This window comes from Halopseudomonas salina (assembly GCF_014637955.1).
GTDB lineage: Bacteria > Pseudomonadota > Gammaproteobacteria > Pseudomonadales > Pseudomonadaceae > Halopseudomonas > Halopseudomonas salina.
Map to the genome: position 1 here is coordinate 515,048 of NZ_BMFF01000001.1, position 16,552 is coordinate 531,599.

General features: G+C 58.0%; 16 protein-coding genes. 8 read left to right on the forward strand and 8 right to left on the reverse strand.

Features of this window, described 5'->3' with window-relative positions; all coding sequences use genetic code 11:
• Positions 1 to 292 precede the first annotated feature (292 nt).
• The 5 genes from IEV54_RS02555 (at position 293) to IEV54_RS02575 (ending at position 6,277) form a co-directional block, all read left to right on the forward strand.
• Positions 293 to 1,720, forward strand: coding sequence for an MFS transporter (locus IEV54_RS02555; RefSeq protein ID WP_150277385.1), 1,428 nt, complete (start codon positions 293 to 295; stop codon positions 1,718 to 1,720).
• A gap of 132 nt (positions 1,721 to 1,852) precedes the next feature.
• Positions 1,853 to 3,730: an MFS transporter gene (locus IEV54_RS02560; RefSeq protein WP_150277384.1), complete on the forward strand. Its 1,878-nt coding sequence runs from the start codon at positions 1,853 to 1,855 to the stop codon at positions 3,728 to 3,730.
• On the forward strand, positions 3,727 to 4,704 hold the full coding sequence (locus IEV54_RS02565; protein ID WP_150277383.1) for a DUF2157 domain-containing protein: 978 nt from the start codon (positions 3,727 to 3,729) through the stop codon (positions 4,702 to 4,704). The genes IEV54_RS02560 and IEV54_RS02565 overlap by 4 nt, the downstream gene beginning before the upstream one ends.
• A complete protein-coding gene (locus tag IEV54_RS02570; protein ID WP_150277382.1) occupies positions 4,701 to 5,762 on the forward strand; it encodes a DUF4401 domain-containing protein in 1,062 nt (353 codons plus the stop codon). The genes IEV54_RS02565 and IEV54_RS02570 overlap by 4 nt, the downstream gene beginning before the upstream one ends.
• Positions 5,759 to 6,277: a GDYXXLXY domain-containing protein gene (locus IEV54_RS02575; protein WP_150277381.1), complete on the forward strand. Its 519-nt coding sequence runs from the start codon at positions 5,759 to 5,761 to the stop codon at positions 6,275 to 6,277. Before IEV54_RS02570 ends, IEV54_RS02575 begins: the two co-directional genes overlap by 4 nt.
• A gap of 142 nt (positions 6,278 to 6,419) precedes the next feature.
• Here the strand turns inward: IEV54_RS02575 and IEV54_RS02580 are convergent, their stop codons facing one another.
• The 4 genes from IEV54_RS02580 to msrB all read right to left on the reverse strand — a co-directional run bounded on the left by IEV54_RS02580 (position 6,420) and on the right by msrB (position 8,430).
• On the reverse strand, positions 6,420 to 6,611 hold the full coding sequence (locus IEV54_RS02580; RefSeq protein WP_150277380.1) for a PFL_1563 family small protein: 192 nt from the start codon (positions 6,609 to 6,611) through the stop codon (positions 6,420 to 6,422).
• 103 nt (positions 6,612 to 6,714) lie between these two features.
• Complete coding sequence (locus IEV54_RS02585; RefSeq protein WP_150277379.1) at positions 6,715 to 7,194, reverse strand: FKBP-type peptidyl-prolyl cis-trans isomerase; 480 nt, start codon at positions 7,192 to 7,194, stop codon at positions 6,715 to 6,717.
• An 82-nt stretch (positions 7,195 to 7,276) separates the two neighbouring features.
• Positions 7,277 to 7,798, reverse strand: coding sequence for a peptide-methionine (S)-S-oxide reductase MsrA (gene msrA / locus IEV54_RS02590; RefSeq protein WP_188434299.1), 522 nt, complete (start codon positions 7,796 to 7,798; stop codon positions 7,277 to 7,279).
• Positions 7,799 to 7,905: 107 nt separating this feature from the next.
• The gene (msrB, locus tag IEV54_RS02595) at positions 7,906 to 8,430 is read right to left on the reverse strand and encodes a peptide-methionine (R)-S-oxide reductase MsrB (RefSeq protein ID WP_150277377.1); all 525 of its coding nucleotides are present in this window, start codon (positions 8,428 to 8,430) and stop codon (positions 7,906 to 7,908) included.
• 213 nt (positions 8,431 to 8,643) lie between these two features.
• Here msrB and IEV54_RS02600 point away from each other — a divergent pair, with 213 nt between their 5' ends.
• Positions 8,644 to 9,906, forward strand: coding sequence for a serine hydrolase domain-containing protein (locus IEV54_RS02600; RefSeq protein ID WP_150277376.1), 1,263 nt, complete (start codon positions 8,644 to 8,646; stop codon positions 9,904 to 9,906).
• Between the two features lie 28 nt (positions 9,907 to 9,934).
• On the opposite strand, the gene IEV54_RS17505 is transcribed toward IEV54_RS02600, so the two are convergent.
• Together IEV54_RS17505 and argF are read right to left on the reverse strand one after the other, a co-directional pair.
• Positions 9,935 to 11,062: an ABC transporter ATP-binding protein gene (locus IEV54_RS17505; protein ID WP_150277375.1), complete on the reverse strand. Its 1,128-nt coding sequence runs from the start codon at positions 11,060 to 11,062 to the stop codon at positions 9,935 to 9,937.
• 13 nt (positions 11,063 to 11,075) lie between these two features.
• Positions 11,076 to 11,981: an ornithine carbamoyltransferase gene (gene argF / locus IEV54_RS02610; protein WP_150277374.1), complete on the reverse strand. Its 906-nt coding sequence runs from the start codon at positions 11,979 to 11,981 to the stop codon at positions 11,076 to 11,078.
• Positions 11,982 to 12,242: 261 nt separating this feature from the next.
• Between argF and IEV54_RS02615 the strand changes: the two genes are divergently transcribed.
• A complete protein-coding gene (locus IEV54_RS02615; RefSeq protein WP_150277373.1) occupies positions 12,243 to 14,333 on the forward strand; it encodes a molybdopterin oxidoreductase family protein in 2,091 nt (696 codons plus the stop codon).
• An 88-nt stretch (positions 14,334 to 14,421) separates the two neighbouring features.
• Complete coding sequence (gene grxD, locus IEV54_RS02620; RefSeq protein WP_150277372.1) at positions 14,422 to 14,742, forward strand: Grx4 family monothiol glutaredoxin; 321 nt, start codon at positions 14,422 to 14,424, stop codon at positions 14,740 to 14,742.
• A 59-nt stretch (positions 14,743 to 14,801) separates the two neighbouring features.
• Here the strand turns inward: grxD and IEV54_RS02625 are convergent, their stop codons facing one another.
• Together IEV54_RS02625 and moaB are read right to left on the reverse strand one after the other, a co-directional pair.
• Positions 14,802 to 16,010, reverse strand: coding sequence for a molybdopterin molybdotransferase MoeA (locus IEV54_RS02625; protein WP_150277371.1), 1,209 nt, complete (start codon positions 16,008 to 16,010; stop codon positions 14,802 to 14,804).
• Entirely contained in the window at positions 16,007 to 16,543 is a 537-nt protein-coding gene (gene moaB, locus IEV54_RS02630; protein WP_150277370.1) for a molybdenum cofactor biosynthesis protein B, read from the reverse strand. The genes IEV54_RS02625 and moaB overlap by 4 nt, the downstream gene beginning before the upstream one ends.
• Positions 16,544 to 16,552: the final 9 nt, after the last annotated feature.

The window sequence follows — 16,552 nt, forward strand, 5'->3', positions numbered from 1 at the left end:
GCTGAATAAGCTGCATCGCAATCGCTGATAGTGGCTCGATCTACTGTCAGGCAGGGCCATTGCGCTTGCATACTGGCATTGTGGTAATGCGATTGATTCAAGATCTGACTTCATGGTCGACTTTGGTTGTATTGCGCTCCAGCTTCTCTAGAATCGCCGTTGAGGCACAATGAATGTGTCATGGTGCGGCAGTCGGACGAATCGCCAGAAGTACCCAGTGTTCGGATAACAATAACAGGCAGTTTCGCCCATAGTTTGGGTTGAATTCGAGCCGTTTGCGCGGGAGTAAGGTATGAGTCAAGACGGGATCTTGAAGCGTTCGACCCTGATGATCCACGGGTCCATCGGTATGCCGTTGGCCATTATTGGTTATCCGCTGGTTGTCTACCTTCCTCCCTTCTATGCCGGTGAAATGGGCATGAACATGGGTTTGGTGGCGCTGGTGCTAGTACTGGCACGTTTTTCCGATGTCGTAACCGACCCGCTTATCGGAACCATCAGCGACCGTTGGAGTACCCGCTTCGGCCGCCGCAAGCCATGGATATTTGTTGGCACACCGTTAGTGTTGATCGGCACGGTGATGCTGTTCATGCCGCCTGAAGGCGTCGGCGTCGGACATCTGCTGTTCTGGACGGTGTTCATGTACCTGGGATGGACCATGGTGACCCTGCCCTATGGTGCCTGGGGTGCAGAGCTGTCGCCGCTGTACCATCAGCGAAGCAGAGTAACAGCCTCGCGTGAAGGCTATGTGCTGATAGGCTTGTTCCTGGCTGCTCTGGCGCCGGCGATCATTCAGGCGATGGCAGGTCGGTTTGCCGAGGGGCACACCGATGGCTTCTTCATGCGCTTCATCATCTGGCTGCTGGGCACTGATGGCGAGCTGACCCGTGGTTACGGTCCGATCCTTGGGGGTATGGCCTGGTTGTTTATCGTCACTTTGCCGATCACGGTATTTCTGGCGCTGGCCTTTGTCCGCGAGGCGCCGTCGAAAACGGTACAGAAGACCGAGTGGAAAAAGGGCCTGAAGGTGCTCAAGTACAACGGGCCATTCAAACGCATGATGTTGATGTTGCTGATCGTGGTCACGGGGGAGTCTTTCCGTAATGCGTTGTCGGTATTCTTCATGCAGCACGTATTGCAGATTCAGTCCTATATCGGGCTGATGTACCTGATCTATTTCGGTATCGGTATTCTGGGTATTCCTTTCTGGTTGATCCTCGGCAAGAAGATCGGCAAGCACAAGGCGTTCTGTGTGGCTGTCGGGGTATCCAGTGCCAGTATTCTGGGCATGTTTTTTCTACAGGCGGGTCAGGTGGTGCCGTTTGCGATCATGTTTGCGCTGAAGGGTTTCTGTTTCGCCGCGTTCCAGTTTCTGCCGCTGGCCATGCTGGCGGATATCGTCGATGTGGATACGGCGCGCAGCAAGGAGCATCGCACTGGCTTGTTTTTTGCGATGTCGGGCATGGCGCAGAAAATGGCCATGGCACTGGGTCTTGGCCTGTCGCTGGGTCTGCTATGGCTGGTCGGCTTCAACGCCCAGGCCACAGTACACGATGACACCCAGCTGATGGCCCTGCGTGTTCTGTATATTCTCGGACCGGTGACCTTGTACATGATCGCCTTTGCCATCGCCTGGAAATACCCGCTGACCTCCGAGCGTCACGAGCGTATTCATCAATGGATCCAGCGCCGGAACGTGCGTCTGGAGGTCCAGCCCTGAGGAGTGGTGCTATTGCCTGGCCGGTCGCTTTTCATTGACCGTCCGGGCTATGCGCAACCATATCCGGATGTGCCTTTGTTCCGCTATGCTGCCATCCAACAGGAAGGTCAGGCACAAAAGGATAGAGCCCGGATGTCACAGCAGTCTCAGTTCAGTCTCCTGGAAAAGCGGCGGTTCCTGCCGTTTTTTCTTACCCAGTTTTTTGGGGCCTTCAACGACAACGTTTTCAAGCAGGCCCTGATCCTGGCGATCCTGTTCAAGATCACCGTGCTTGCCGACCGCGACGTGCTGATCAATCTCAGCGCGATGCTGTTCATTCTGCCGTTTTTTCTTTTCTCAGCCCTCGGCGGTCAATTTGGCGAAAAGTTTGCCAAGGACTCCCTGATCCGCATGATCAAGCTCGGTGAGATCGGGATCATGCTGGTGGGTGCGGCAGGGCTCTGGTTAGGCAGCTTGCCCCTGTTGCTCGCCGTGCTGTTTGCGATGGGGACCCAGTCGGCGTTATTCGGGCCGGTGAAGTACTCGATACTGCCTCAGCATCTGCACCCTGACGAACTGATTGGCGGTAACGCCCTGGTCGAAATGGGGACTTTCCTGGCGATCCTGGGCGGCACTCTCTACGCCGGTCTGCTCATGTCGAGGGAGGCCTGGGCTGGCTGGGTGGCAGGATCGGTGTTGGTGTTGGCGGCACTTGGCTTCGCCACCAGCTTCTGGATCCCGCGGGCCCACGCGGCAATGCCGGAGTTGAAGATCGATTGGAACATCTTTCGTCATTCCTGGGCCATCCTGCATCTGGGTCTTGTGCAACAGGTCCCTTCGGTCTCGCGGTCACTGCTTGGCAACTCCTGGTTCTGGTTCCTCGGTGCCACCTATCTGACCCAGATACCTGCGTTTGCCAAGGATTACCTGCACGGTGATGAAAGTGTCGTCACGCTGATCCTGACAGTCTTCTCCGTGGGTATCGCTACCGGTTCGCTCTTGTGCGAGCGCATGTCCGGGCGCAAGGTCGAGATTGGTCTGGTGCCCTTTGGCTCACTGGGGCTGACCGTGTTCGGCCTCCTGCTCTGGTGGGGCTCGAGCGCTGTACCGGCTGCGCACGACACCTACGGTTGGCTGCAGTTAATGGCGCTGCCTTCAGCCTGGTGGATCATGGGCTGCATCCTTGGTATCGGGGTTTTTGGTGGGTTATATATCGTGCCCCTCTATGCGCTCATCCAGTCGCGCACCAGCGAGAACGAGCGGGCCCGGGTGATAGCGGCCAACAATATTCTCAACGCCTTGCTGATGGTGCTGTCGGCCATCATCGCCATAGTGCTGCTCACGGTGGCAGAGCTGTCGATTCCCCAGCTGTTTTTGGTCATCTCGTTGATGAACGTCGCGGTGAGCGCCTATATTTACAGTATCGTGCCGGAGTTCGGCATGCGCTTTCTGATCTGGTTGCTCGGCCACTCGCTATACCGGGTGGAGCACCAGAATCTGCAGGCGATCCCCGAGGAAGGCCCGTGTCTGCTGATATGCAACCATGTGTCCTTTGTCGACGCCATGCTGATCGGCGGAGCGGTACGGCGACCCGTACGGTTCGTCATGTATCACCGAATCTACGACTTGCCGGTACTCAATTTTGTTTTCCGCACGGCGGGTGCAGTCCCGATTGCGCCGCGGGACGAGAATGCCGAAATCTACGAGGCCGCTTTCCAGCGGATCGGCGCGTACCTTGATGCCGGCGAAGTGGTCTGTATCTTCCCCGAGGGAAAATTGACCACAGACGGCGAGATCAACGCTTTTCGCAATGGCATGGCCCGCGTGCTCGAACACAACCCTGTGCCGGTTGTTCCGATGGCGCTACGTGGGCTCTGGGGCAGCTTTTTCAGCCGTCACCCGCACAAGGGATTCTGCCGCCGTTTCTGGTCGCGGGTGTGCCTTGTGGCAGGTGACCCGGTACCGGCCGACCAGGTGACAGCGCAGTTGATGGAAAGCCGCGTAGCCGAGCTCAGGGGAGACGCTGCGTGAGACGGTCCCTCGGGCACAAGGAGCAGATATATGCCTGGGCCGAGGAAGGATTGCTGGACAAGCATCAGTTGGATGCCCTGGCTGCGCAGGATCCTCTGGCCCCGGACGGTGCCCAGTGGCAAAAGGGTATCGAGCAAGTCGCCACCGCCGCTGGTCTGGTACTGCTTGGCGCGGGCGTGCTCTTTTTCTTTGCCTGGAACTGGGCGGACATGCATCGATTGGCAAAGCTCGCCCTGGCATTGATGGGGTTCTCGAGCTTCGCTGTACTGTCTGCCTGGGCTACTCCCGCCTCGGTTCTGTACCGCTCCGCCATGTTTGGCTGCTGCATCGCCACCGGTGCACTGTTGGCGTTGATCGGCCAGACCTATCAGACCGGCTCGGATATCTGGCAGCTCTTTGCAGTATGGGCGGTGCTAACCCTTCCCTGGGCCTTGCTGGCCAGATCGAACGCTTGCTGGGGGCTGTTCTGGGCGGTGGGCAATTTTGCTCTGTGCGCCTTCTTAGCCCAGTCGCGCTGGCAGGGGCTGTACGCCGGGTTGCAGGCATACCAGGCGCTGTTGGTGGTGGCAGCGGCCAACGCTGCGTTATTGCTGGTTTTCGACCGCTTCGACACCTTACTGCTTGCGTACCCGCGACGCTCCATCCAACGGCTGGCGTGTCTGGGCGTGCTGTCTGCACTGGGCTGCGGCGCTGCTGCAGCCTGGTGGGAGACAGATCTTGCGGCGCTGCTACTGGCCTTTATGGTGGTGAGTGCAGCCATGCTTTTTTACTTCCACCAGCGATGCCGAGATCTTCCGGTGCTGGCGCTGATTCTATTCTGGATGATCGTGGTGGCGACCTCGGGCCTGGTGAATCTGTCGATCGATGCTGATGAAACCTTTTTCCTGCTCAACGGCATAGGTTTGTTTGTATTGGTCAGCAGCGGCCTTGCGGCCCTCTGGCTTACCCGGCTGTCGCGGGAGTCGATAGGGTGAGCGGAAAGGAGCTGGCAAAGCTGCTGGATCAGATGCAAGCCCAGTTGCATCTTGATGCCTCTCAGCGCGAGCGTCTTGGGGCGGGATCCCAGACTCCCTGGTGGCTTTCGGGGTTGCTTGGTCTCGCCGCCTGGGTATCCTCTGTGCTCTTCATCCTGTCATTTCTCGGGCCCTGGCTTGCACTTATTGAAGGCACTGTGGGGCGCGCAGTGGCGGGTGTACTGCTGATCCTGGCCGCCGTGTATTTGTTTCGAAGGCGTCAGCCCTTTACCAATCAGATGGGGCTGGCTCTGTCGCTGACGGGGCATGGGCTGCTTCTGTTCGTGGTTGCTGATCGGCTGGGGAGCGATCCGGATACCTTGCGACCGGTGGCGTTGCTGGGTTTGCTCATCGCCACAGGTCTGCTGTGGTTGCCGTCATCGTTTCTGCATCGTCATGTCTGTGCGCTGCTGATGCTGGTCAGCACTGGTGTGCTGATAGGTTCAGGGGCGGCTCTGGCTATCTATGGGGTAGCCCTTGCGGCGCTGGCGTGTGTGCTCTGGTTGTGCCGTCAGCGCTGGGCGACACACTCACAGGCGCAGCGTATACGCGCTCTGACGGATGCCGCGACCCTGCTCTCGCTACTGCTGGCGCTGATGCCCCATGAGCAATTGTTTCATCATATGGTCGAATTTCAGATGCTTGAAGCCGGGCACTGGTCCGATGCGATCTATCCTGCGGGGGTGGGCGCTGTGTTGCTGGGCGTCGTGGCCTGGCTTGGGCGACGAACGGCGGGGCTGGAGTACGGGTTGGCTCTGGCGGTAAGCGCGCTGGTGGCGTTGCTGTCGCATTCGGCTCCGGGATTGGTGTTGAGCCTGGCACTCGCGCTCGCCCTGTTCCATGCCGGTAACCGCACCTGGCTATTACTGATGCCGGCCTTTGCGAGCTTCTACCTTTTTGTTCTGTATTACAGCCTGCACATCAGTCTGTTACACAAGTCATTGCTGATGATAGCCTGTGGGGTTGTGCTACTGGCGGTGGCACGGTTCATAGCCCTTCGGGCGAGGAGACGCGCATGAGTCGATACAGATTGCGCGGCGCCATTTTTGCCGCCTGGGCTCTGGTGGTCGCCGTTGCGCTGGTGGCGGTGCAAGGGCATGAGCAAACGCTCGCGGAGGGTGAGCTGGCTTTGCTCCAGTTGGCCCCGGTTGACCCCAGGTCACTGATGCAGGGTGATTACATGGCGCTGCGCTTTGCAGCGGATGGCGAGCTGGGCTTGCTGTCGGAGGCGGAGGCGAAGGATGTCGAGACGATGCCGAGCTTTGCCCACTTCACGCTAGACGAGCAGCGCCGAGCGGACTTTGCGGGAGTAGGAGATACCCCGGCCAGAGGGCGCGATACAATCAGTATGCGCATCCGCAGGATCGATGGTGGTTATTCGATTGGTCCCAACGCATTTTTCTTTCAGGAAGGTACGGGAGAGCAATTTGAGGCGGCGCAGTGGGGCGGGTTCAAAGTGGCTGATGACGGCACGGCACTACTGGTTTCGCTGCATGACGCCGAACTGCAAATGATCGGATCGCAGCAACGCTAGGGGCCTGAATCGTGGCAGGCATCGCCAGGTATCGTCGAACAATGAGAATTGAAATAGCTGCAGGGGCAGAGGCAGCGGGCAGGGGTAGAAAGGGGTTGCCTGCCAGGCTTGCGCCCGGCTCTGGCGATACTACGGGTTGAAACTATTTGGCGGCCGGGCGACCTGGGCGTGGTGCGCCATAAACCTGGCCGCTCTTGCCGTTGGGGATCTTCTGGATTTCACCGCCTGAGGCGAGAAACGCGTCGATCTGATTATCGATTGACTTGCTGGTGGCGACTGCTGCGTCGGCCTTGCGTTTGCTTGGGGCGGTTTTGGGTGCGGGTTTGGCTGTCATGAATACCTGCCTGAATAAAAGTAGTCGGGCATTTTACACTTTTTTCTTGCATTTTGCTACGCAATTGTTTAGCGGATGCGTGAAATACCCTGGCTGCCGATTCTCAGTGCTGGTGCCCGCCATCCCCGTGGGCATGTCCGTGGGCCAGCTCGTCTTCGCTTGCTTCGCGTACTGAAAGGATTTCGACTTCAAATGTCAGGTCCTTGCCAGCCAACGGATGATTACTGTCTACAGTTGCCTGTGAAAGCCCCACCTTGACTACCGTCACCTGGCGCTGACCTTCTTCGGTCTGGATGATGGCTACCATGCCAGGCTTCCATTTCTTGGCGCCATGCAGGTGCTTGACCTGAACCTTCTGCAGCGCGTTTTCTTCCCGCGGACCGTAGGCCTTGTCCATGGGTAGTTCAACGCTGAAGGTGTCGCCAGTCGCATGACCTTCCATAGCGTCAACCAGACCCTCAACCAGGCCGGGCTGGCCATGGAGATAAAGTACGGGCTGGTGGTCATGGGAGCTTTCCAGAACACCTGTGGCGTCTGAAAGGGTGTAGTGAAACTGCACTACCGTATTCTTGGCGATCTGCATCGTATGGTTTCCGCTCGGGCTGGGTGTTGTATACCCGCCATTATCACGCCCGAGCGACTTAATTCCAACTGGTAGGCCCGGTTTACTGACGCTGCGCACCCCAAAGCTCGTCGAGGCGTGCATCGCGGCCACAGGTGGTGCGGTAGTAGCGATAGCGCAAAGGATTCTTCTGGTAATAGTCCTGGTGATATTCCTCGGCCGGGTAGAACGCTGTCTTCGGCAGAAGGTCTGTCACAATCGGCTTGTCGAGTCGGTCAGTGGCGGCAACATTCTCTCTGGATTGCTCGATAATCTGTTTTTCCTGCTCATTGCCGTAAAACAGCGCGGTACGGTACTGGGCGCCCCGATCACAGAACTGACCACCGGCATCCAGTGGGTCGACTGTCAGCCAGTAGTAATCCACCAGAGACTTGAAGTCGATCTGAGCCGGATCGTAGAACACCGCAACGGCTTCGATGTGGTCGGTCTTGCCTGACGACACGGCCTCATAATTAGCCGTTTGCGCGTCGCCGGCAATGTAGCCTGAAAGCGTCAGAAGAACGCCGGTTTTCTTGTCGAAATCCGCCTCGGTGCACCAGAAACAGCCGCCTGCAAACACAGCCATTTCACTTCCCTGCGGCCCGTCTGAGGCCAGTACAGGCTGGTTTGCCAAAGCGACCTGCTGTCCCAGTCCGACCAAGAGCAGCATTCCCATTAATAGTCGACGCATTATCAACCCCTCAATTCGGGCAGGTCATCACCCTCAGGCACAAAATCAAGCGCGACACCATTATTACACCAGCGCTCCCCCCTTGGTGGAGGCCCGTCATTGAATACATGGCCCTGATGACCGCCGCAGCGGGCGCAATGGTATTCGGTGCGGGGCCAGATCATGCTGTAGTCCTGCTTGGTACCCATATGGCCTTCGATGGGTTGAGTGAAGCTAGGCCAGCCCGTACCGCTGTCGAACTTGTGTTCACTTGCGAACAGCGGCAGGTAGCAGGCCGCACATACATAAGTGCCTGACTCGTAAACCTTGTCCAGCGGGCTGCTGCCGGGCCGTTCCGTGGACTCCTCGAACAGGACTTCATAGGCCTGTTCGGATACCTTGTCGCGCCAGTAACTGTGGGGTCTGTCGAGCGGTTCAAACTGCATGAGGGGCTCCGTACTGCCGGTGGTCTGGGCAAAGCTGGTGCGCACCAGCAGGGGTAATGCGGGCAACGCCAACAAGCCCGTCAGAAGCGTTCTGCGATTCATGATATTTCCCGATTGAAGAATCTCCACATCAGACTAGTCCTGCCGGTGTCCATTACAAAGTGTCGGATCATTTCAGGACGTGTAATTTGTGCGTTTGCGCGTGATCGAATCCCACTAGTGGCTATATATCCAGACAATTTACGAATATGCTTCCATCGCAACTTCGATGAAAGGGTTGCGTGCACAACAATATCGATAACAGCAGAGGTTTTGATGAGACATCTATCTTTTCGCAGCACTGTGCTGCTTCCCGTAGTGGGGATTGCGGCAAGCATTGCCGCTCTGGCCATGCCACTGCATGCTCAGGAGCAAAGCTCGGAGCAGTACCAGATTTCTACTCCGCGTTTGCAGATGATGGGGCAGGCCATGCACGCTCAGGTGGCTGAAGAGAAGCTTGCTGGCATCGCCACGCTAGTGTGGCAGGGTAACCAGATCGTCCATCGTGATCAGGCGGGTTACCTAAATGTGGAGCAACAACAGCCGCTGACTGACGACACCATTTACAAGATTTTTTCCCTGACCAAGCCCATAACCGGTACCGCATTACTTATGCTGCACGAGGCCGGTCACTTCAACCTGGACGATCCGGTTGAAAAATACCTGCCCGAGCTGGCGGGTCTGCAAGTCGAGATTGCCGACGGCCCTGATGGCGAGTTGCGCACCGAGCCGGCGAATCATCCAGTCACTGTCCGCGAGTTGATGACTCATACTGCGGGCTTCACCTATGGCCGTTTCTCCGAGTCGCAAACCGACCGCTTGTATGTCGAGAATGACCTGCAGAATATCGACTCCACTCTGGCAGAAATGGTCGCGAAGCTTGGCGCTTTGCCCCTGCGTCAGCAGCCGGGTACGAAGTGGCATTACAGCGTAGCGGTGGATATTCAGGCGCGCCTGGTTGAGGTCTTTTCTGGTATGCCCTTCGACGAGTTCCTGCAAACACGCATTTTCACACCCTTGAAAATGGTGGATACCGGATTTTATGTGCCGGAGAGCAAGCAGGATCGGTTTGCGGTTTCCTACACGCCAACCGAGGATAGTCTCAAGCCGTACCCAAATGAGCCCTGGTTGAGCAAACCATCGTTTCTCAACGGCGGCGGCGGTCTGGTTTCAACCATGGATGACTATTTGCGCTTCGCCCGCATGCTGTTGAATGAAGGTGAGCTGGACGGGGTACGGCTACTCAAACCTGAAACCGTCGAGATGATGCGCAGCAACCAGTTGCCGGCAGGCGTTGCCGGTCCCGACTGGGCGCCGGGCAATGAATTCGGCTTGAACGTGGCAGTGGTCAACGACAGTGAGAAAGCGCAATACCTGCCGGTCGGCACCTATTGGTGGTGGGGGATTCATGGCCCCTGGGCCTGGATTGATCCGGCCAACGACATTATCGTACTGGGCATGATGCAGAATACCGACTACCGGCATTCACGCGTGGTACACGGGACTGTTAGCAATATCCTCTACCGCCCCGCACCCTGATGCAGGCGCGCCGCGGGCGATAGTCAGGCTATCGCTCGTCGGCGTCCGGCTTGGCCGCGTCGAGCATCTGCTCGAGGGGAAGCTGGGCATGCACATTGACGCTGCCCTGGGCGGTAAACACCACCAGGTGATCGGCAGCAATGCGGATGCCGACGTTTTCTCCCAACGGGTGATCATCGTGGCTGGGGAAAATAGCCTCGAGAATACTGCCGGTGGGCAACTGCAGACGGTACATCGTCGTGGCGCCGAGGAATGTCTTGCCAACGATACTCGCCTTCAACGGGCTGTCATCCTGGCCGACGATGTCGTCAGGCCTTAGTAGCACATCCACTGCGCTGCCAGCCTGTAGCTTGTAGGCACGGTTGCCGCGGATGACCCCGAGTTCGGTCTGCACCGTATCCGGTGAAAGCAATTGCCCGCGGATGAAATAGCCCTGGCCGATGAAGCTGGCAACAAAGGGCGTCGCTGGCTCGTGATAAAGGTTATAGGGGGAGTCCCACTGCTGCAGCTTGCCGTCGCGCAGGACGCCCACATGGTCGCTGACCGCAAATGCCTCGCTCTGATCGTGGGTCACCAGCAGTGCGCTGATACCCCTTTGCTTGAGAATATCGCGAACCTCTCCGGACAGTCTGCGGCGTAACTCGCCGTCCAGATTGGAGAAAGGTTCGTCCAGCAGCAGCAGCTCGGGATCGGGGGCCAGCGCGCGTGCCAGAGCTACACGCTGTTGTTGACCGCCGGACAACTCATGGGGATAGCGTTTACCCAGCTGGGTCAGTTTCACCAGGTCCAGCAGCTCTTCGACAATCCGCTTGCGTTCGGGATGCCGATTGATCCCGAAGGCGACGTTGTCGTGCACTGTAAGGTGAGGGAAAAGAGCGTAGTCCTGGAAGACCATGCCAATGCGGCGCTGTTCGGGGGGAATGTGCCTGCCCGGACTGGACAGCCGTTCTCCGTTCAACTTGATCTCACCGCCGGTAACCAGCTCAAAGCCTGCGATCGCCCGCAAGATGGTGGTCTTGCCGCATCCGGAGGGGCCAAGCAGGCAGCCGATGTCGCCATTGCGCAGATGGATATCAAGCCCTGTTACCACGGGCTGACCAGCGTAGCCGCAAGCCAGCTGGTTCAGCTCTAGAACGATGCTTTGGGTGTCTGGCATGGTGACTCCTGGATCAGTCGGCGAGCAGAAATTCCACCAGGGCTTTCTGGGCGTGCAGGCGGTTTTCTGCCTGTTGCCAAACAACGCTGCGCGGGTCTTCCATGATCTGATCGTTTACTTCCTCGCCACGGTGGGCGGGTAAGCAGTGCATGAACAATACCGACTCGTCGGCGTGATCGAGCATTGCCGGGGTGACCTGGTAGGGTGCGAAGCGCTTGAGGCGCGCTTGAGCTTCATCTTCCTGCCCCATGGATGCCCAGACGTCGGTATTGACCAGGTGAGCGCCGGCCACCGCTTCCAACGGGTCACGGGTCACGGTGACCCTGTCACCTGCCTGGTCAAGGAACGCTTTATCCGGTTCATAACCCTCCGGACATGCTACCCGCAGATTGAAATCGAACTGGATCGCCGCCTGGATGAAGGTGTTGCACATGTTATTGCCATCACCGACCCAGGCAACTGTCTTGCCCTGAATGCTGCCGCGATGTTCCAGATAGGTCTGCATATCGGCCAACAGTTGGCAGGGGTGCAGGTCGTCGCTAAGTCCATTGATTACCGGTACGCGGGAATATTGAGCGAAGGTCTCCAGGTCCTGATGGGCGAAGGTCCGGATCATCACCGCATCGCACATGCTGGACAATACCCGGGCACTATCTTCGATCGGCTCACCGCGGCCTAGCTGGGTGTCCCGCGGGGACAGGAATATAGCCTGACCGCCCAGTTGAATCATGCCTGCCTCAAAGGACACGCGAGTACGCGTTGATGCTTTTTCGAAAATCATCGCCAGTACACGGTTTTTCAACGGCTCGTAGATGACGCCCTGCTGGTGCAGCGACTTGAGTTCGACGCCTCGTTTGATCAGTCCGATCAACTCGGCCTGCGAGCAGTCCATCAACGAAAGAAAGTGCCGTACAGTCATGTTTACTACCTGGAAAGTGGCCGGTCAGGAACCGGAAACAGAAAGCCCTACCGTGACCCAAAGGCCCGATATAAGCCAAACCCGAAAATAGAAGGGGCTGATCTTATCGGTAAAATCTGCTGTAAGGCAAATACCCATGGGAGCTCTATGGATGCTCCGGCAGATCAGGGCAATGAATGCTGACGTATTTTGCCCCTTGTCGCCCTATCCCGCTGGGCCTAGAGTTGAGGGCTAAAAATATCTCACAATAGAGACACCTTCATGCCTGTTACCCATTTCCGTGCGTGCCACCTGTGCGAGGCCATATGCGGCCTTGCTATTGAAACCGAGGGGGATCGCATTCTCTCGATCAAGGGCGACGCCCAGGATCCGTTCAGCCGAGGCCATATCTGCCCCAAGGCAATTGCCCTGCAGGATATCCAGAATGACCCACAGCGGCTACGCATGCCAGTCAAGAAAGTGGGCGACGCCTGGGAGCAGATCGGCTGGGAAGAAGCCTTTGACCTGATCGCCGAGCGGCTCGCCGGGATTCAGGCGGAGCACGGGCGTAACTCGGTAGGCGTGTATATGGGCAATCCCAATGTGCACAACTATGGGTCCATGACCCACGGTAACTACTTTCTCGGCCAACTGCGCACTCGGCAGCGGTATTCCGCTACCTCGGTAGACCAGTTGCCGCACCATCTGATCTCCCTGTGGATGTATGGTCACATGCTCGCCATACCCATTCCGGATATCGACCACACTGATTTTTTCCTGATGCTGGGTGCCAATCCGATGGCGTCCAATGGCAGCATCATGACGGTGCCCGATGTGGGTAAGCGCATCAAGGCCCTCAAGGCACGCGGCGGGAAACTGGTTGTGGTGGATCCGCGACGCAGCGAGACAGCAGAGCAGGCCAGCGAACATCTGTTTATCCAGCCCGGTACTGATGCTGCGCTTTTACTGGCGCTGCTCAATACGCTATTTGAAGAAGGGCTGGGCAAAACCAGTCCGGCCCTTCAGGCCACCGTGGGCATGGAGGAGGTAAAGGCTGCAGTGGCCGCTTTTACGGCTGAAGCCATGGCTGAGCACTGCGGAATCGATGCCCGGCAAATCCGGCAGCTGGCACGTGACTTTGCCGCGGCCCAGAGTGCTGTTTGCTATGGCCGTATGGGTGTCTCGGTGCAGCGTTACGGCACCCTGTGCCAATGGTTGATCCAGATAATCAACCTGGTTACCGGCAACCTGGATCAGCCAGGTGGAGCGCTGTGTACCGAACCGGCCTTTGATGTGGTGTCAGGCAAGCCTGGCCACTTCGATCAATGGCGCAGCCGAGTATCCAACCTGCCGGAATTCAATGGCGAGCTGCCGGTTGCGGCACTGGCCGAAGAAATTTTCACCCCCGGGGAAGGGCAGATCCGCGCGCTGGTGACCTCCGCAGGTAACCCGGTGCTCTCAACGCCGAACGGTCGTCAGCTCGACCGTGCCCTGGATAGTCTGGAATTTATGGTGAGCGTTGATCTGTACATCAACGAAACGACTCGCCATGCCGATATCATCCTGCCACCCACGTCCTCCCTTGAGCACGATCACTACGACATCACCTTCAATACCTTTGCGGTGCGCAATGTCACGCGGATAAATCAACCGATTCTGTCCAAACCCGAAGGCGCTCTGCATGACTGGGAAATTTTTGTCGGGCTGGGCAGGGCATTCGCACGGGTTACAGGGCAAGAGGCACGCGCGACTATGCCGCCGGCCCAGATGATCGATGCAGGGCTGCGTTCGGGCCCCTATGGCGATCGGTTAAGCCTCGAGGTTTTGGAGCAGAATCCCCATGGAATTGACCTGGGCCCACTCAAGCCCAATCTGCTAAGCAGGTTAAGAACCGACAGTGGTCAAATCGAGTGTGCACCGCAAACCATGCTCGAAGATTTACAGCGCTTTGCCACAGATATCGACCAGCTGAGACCGCGTGAGGGTGAATTACGGCTGATCGGCCGTCGACACGTACGCAGCAACAACTCCTGGATGCACAACTATCAACGGCTGGTAAAGGGCAAACCGCGCGATCAATTGCTTATGCACCCGGATGATCTTGCCCGTCGCGGCCTGGCTGACGGCCAGCAGGTGGTGGTGCGCTCCCGCGTAGGTGAGGTCACAGTGATGGTCAACGCCAGCGACGAAATGCTCGCCGGGGTCGTCAGTCTGCCCCATGGTTGGGGCCATAACCGCCCCGGTACATCGCAGGATACAGCCACTAAGCACGCAGGTGTCAGCGCCAATGACCTTACCGATGAGTGCTACCTGGACCCGGTTACCGGGAACGCTGCGCTCAACGGCGTGACTGTGGAGGTGGTAGCGGCATAAGGCCTGCGAGTATTTACGGCCAGCTTAATGCGCTACAATGACGCGATTTGCAGGCCAGCTTGCCTTCATCAGCTACCGAGGAAGAATCATGGAAACTATCGATACCATTAAAGAACAGATTGGCAAGAACCCCGTCCTGATCTATATGAAGGGTGCTCCTAACGCTCCCCAATGCGGCTTCTCTGCCCGCGCCGTACAGGCATTGATGGCCTGCGGCGAAAAATTCGCTTATGTGGATATCCTGCAGAATCCGGATATTCGCACCGAGCTGCCCAAGTACGCCAACTGGCCGACGTTTCCGCAGCTCTGGATTGGTGGTGAGTTGGTAGGCGGTAGCGACATCATCATCGAACTGCATGAATCCGGCGAGTTGAGCAATCTGGTCAAGGCCGCCGTCAACCCGGAGTAAGGGAGCGTTCAAGTTACCACCCGCGCCAGCCCACAGGGGCTGGCGCGGGTTTTTTGTGCCTAATCGAACAGACCTTCGAATGGCAGAAAGGATAACGGATCGCCTGTATTTACCGTCGTTCCAGCCTTGATGCAGACAAGACCACTAGCCTCACTCGCGCTGCTCAGTACGCCTGAGCTCTGATTGCCGGCCAGTAGCACCCGGCCATTGTCCAGCCGCGCTCTGAGGTACTCATCCCGATTACCGACCCGTTTCCAGTCAAACCCTGCAGCCACATCCAGCGTCAGCGCAGCCACGTCACGCACGCCAAGCCGGCGCAAGAGGTAGGGCCTTACCAGAAGCAGAAAAGTGACCAGCACCGCAGCCGGATTGCCCGGCAGGCCCAGTACTGGCGTACCGGAAAAGCGCGCTAGGGTAAACGGCTTGCCCGGCTTGATAGCCAACTTCCACATGTCCAGCTCACCATACTCGCGCAGTGTCTGCCCCAGAAAATCAGCCTCTCCTACCGACACACCACCGGAGGTGATGATTACATCAGCTCGGCCGGCCAGACTTTGTAGTGTTGTACGGGTCGACTCAGGGTCGTCTTCGAGAATGCCGGCATCCACCACCTGCTGTCCCAGGCGCTGCAGGCAGCCGATCAGGGTGTAGCGGTTGCTGTTGAATATCTGTCCAGGACCCAGCGGTTGACCCGGTTCCACCAGTTCATCACCGGTGGAGAGCACGGCCACGCGCAAGGGCTTGAACACATCGACGGCATCCATGCCGACCGACGCGATCAGGCCCAGGTCTTGAGGTCTGAGGCGTATACCAGGCTCAAGCAGAACGTTGCCGGCGCGGATGTCCTGACCCTGCGGCCGAATGTTCTGGCCCGGTCGCACTGCATTGGCGAAGTGCGCCAGGCCCTGATCATCGACGCTGATATTTTCCTGCATTTCGACCGCATTGGCGCCTGCAGGGATTGGCGCGCCGGTGAAGATACGCGCGCAGGTGCCGCGTACGAGCGGTGCCGGTGCCATGCCCGCGGTAATTCGCTGGCTCACCGGCAAGCCGGTTTGCGCTGCGTCGATCAGGTCTTCAGTGTGCAGCGCATAACCGTCCATCGCACTGTTATCCCAGGGCGGGACGTCATGCGCAGAATGCAACGGCCTGGCAAGCACGCGGCCCAGTGCATCTTCCAGTTTAAGTGTCTCGGTGTCCGGCAGTTTTTCGCTCGCCGCACTGGCCAGCACACGATGCAATGCGTCGTTAACGGCCATCAGACTCATGAGCGTGCTCCGCAGGCAGGCGCGGCGGCTAGATGCTGAACAAAATTGCAGGGGCGGGTTCGGCTATCGAGTTGTTCCCGCAATATGCGATCCCAGGCTGTGCGGCAGGCCCCGGTGGAACCCGGCATGCATACCACCAGGGTACGATTGGCCAGACCCGCCAATGCCCTTGATTGCAGTGTAGAGGTGCCGATTTCCTCCCAGGATACGTGGCGGAACAGCTCGCCAAAGCCGTCGACCAACTTGTCGAGCAATGGCGTGACCGCTTCAGGTGTGCTGTCACGGCCGGTAAAACCGGTACCGCCGGTGATCAGGATGACCTGCACATCGGGTCGCACTATCCAGTCCGACACCACTGCACGTATCCGGTAGATATCGTCGGGATGCAGCTGTCGATCGGCAAGAACGTGACCTGCAACCTTGACGTTATCTGACAGAAACTGGCCTGAGCTGTCGGTATCCAGGTTACGGGTATCGCTGACGGTCAGCACGGCAATATTCAATGGGACGAATTCGGCAGTATCATGGGCCATTGCAGAGTA

Bases quoted from the DNA above. Each gene is read 5' to 3' on its own strand.
- IEV54_RS02560 (WP_150277384.1), top strand. From the start codon at position 1,853: ATGTCACAGCAGTCTCAGTTCAGTCTCCTGGAAAAGCGGCGGTTCCTG.
- argF (WP_150277374.1), bottom strand. From the start codon at position 11,981: ATGACTGTACGGCACTTTCTTTCGTTGATGGACTGCTCGCAGGCCGAG.
- moaB (WP_150277370.1), bottom strand. From the start codon at position 16,543: ATGGCCCATGATACTGCCGAATTCGTCCCATTGAATATTGCCGTGCTG.
- msrA (WP_188434299.1), bottom strand. From the start codon at position 7,798: ATGGCTGTGTTTGCAGGCGGCTGTTTCTGGTGCACCGAGGCGGATTTC.
- IEV54_RS17505 (WP_150277375.1), bottom strand. From the start codon at position 11,062: ATGCCAGACACCCAAAGCATCGTTCTAGAGCTGAACCAGCTGGCTTGC.
- IEV54_RS02555 (WP_150277385.1), top strand. From the start codon at position 293: ATGAGTCAAGACGGGATCTTGAAGCGTTCGACCCTGATGATCCACGGG.
- IEV54_RS02615 (WP_150277373.1), top strand. From the start codon at position 12,243: ATGCCTGTTACCCATTTCCGTGCGTGCCACCTGTGCGAGGCCATATGC.
- IEV54_RS02575 (WP_150277381.1), top strand. From the start codon at position 5,759: ATGAGTCGATACAGATTGCGCGGCGCCATTTTTGCCGCCTGGGCTCTG.
- grxD (WP_150277372.1), top strand. From the start codon at position 14,422: ATGGAAACTATCGATACCATTAAAGAACAGATTGGCAAGAACCCCGTC.
- IEV54_RS02580 (WP_150277380.1), bottom strand. From the start codon at position 6,611: ATGACAGCCAAACCCGCACCCAAAACCGCCCCAAGCAAACGCAAGGCC.
- IEV54_RS02625 (WP_150277371.1), bottom strand. From the start codon at position 16,010: ATGAGTCTGATGGCCGTTAACGACGCATTGCATCGTGTGCTGGCCAGT.
- IEV54_RS02600 (WP_150277376.1), top strand. From the start codon at position 8,644: ATGAGACATCTATCTTTTCGCAGCACTGTGCTGCTTCCCGTAGTGGGG.
- msrB (WP_150277377.1), bottom strand. From the start codon at position 8,430: ATGAATCGCAGAACGCTTCTGACGGGCTTGTTGGCGTTGCCCGCATTA.
- IEV54_RS02585 (WP_150277379.1), bottom strand. From the start codon at position 7,194: ATGCAGATCGCCAAGAATACGGTAGTGCAGTTTCACTACACCCTTTCA.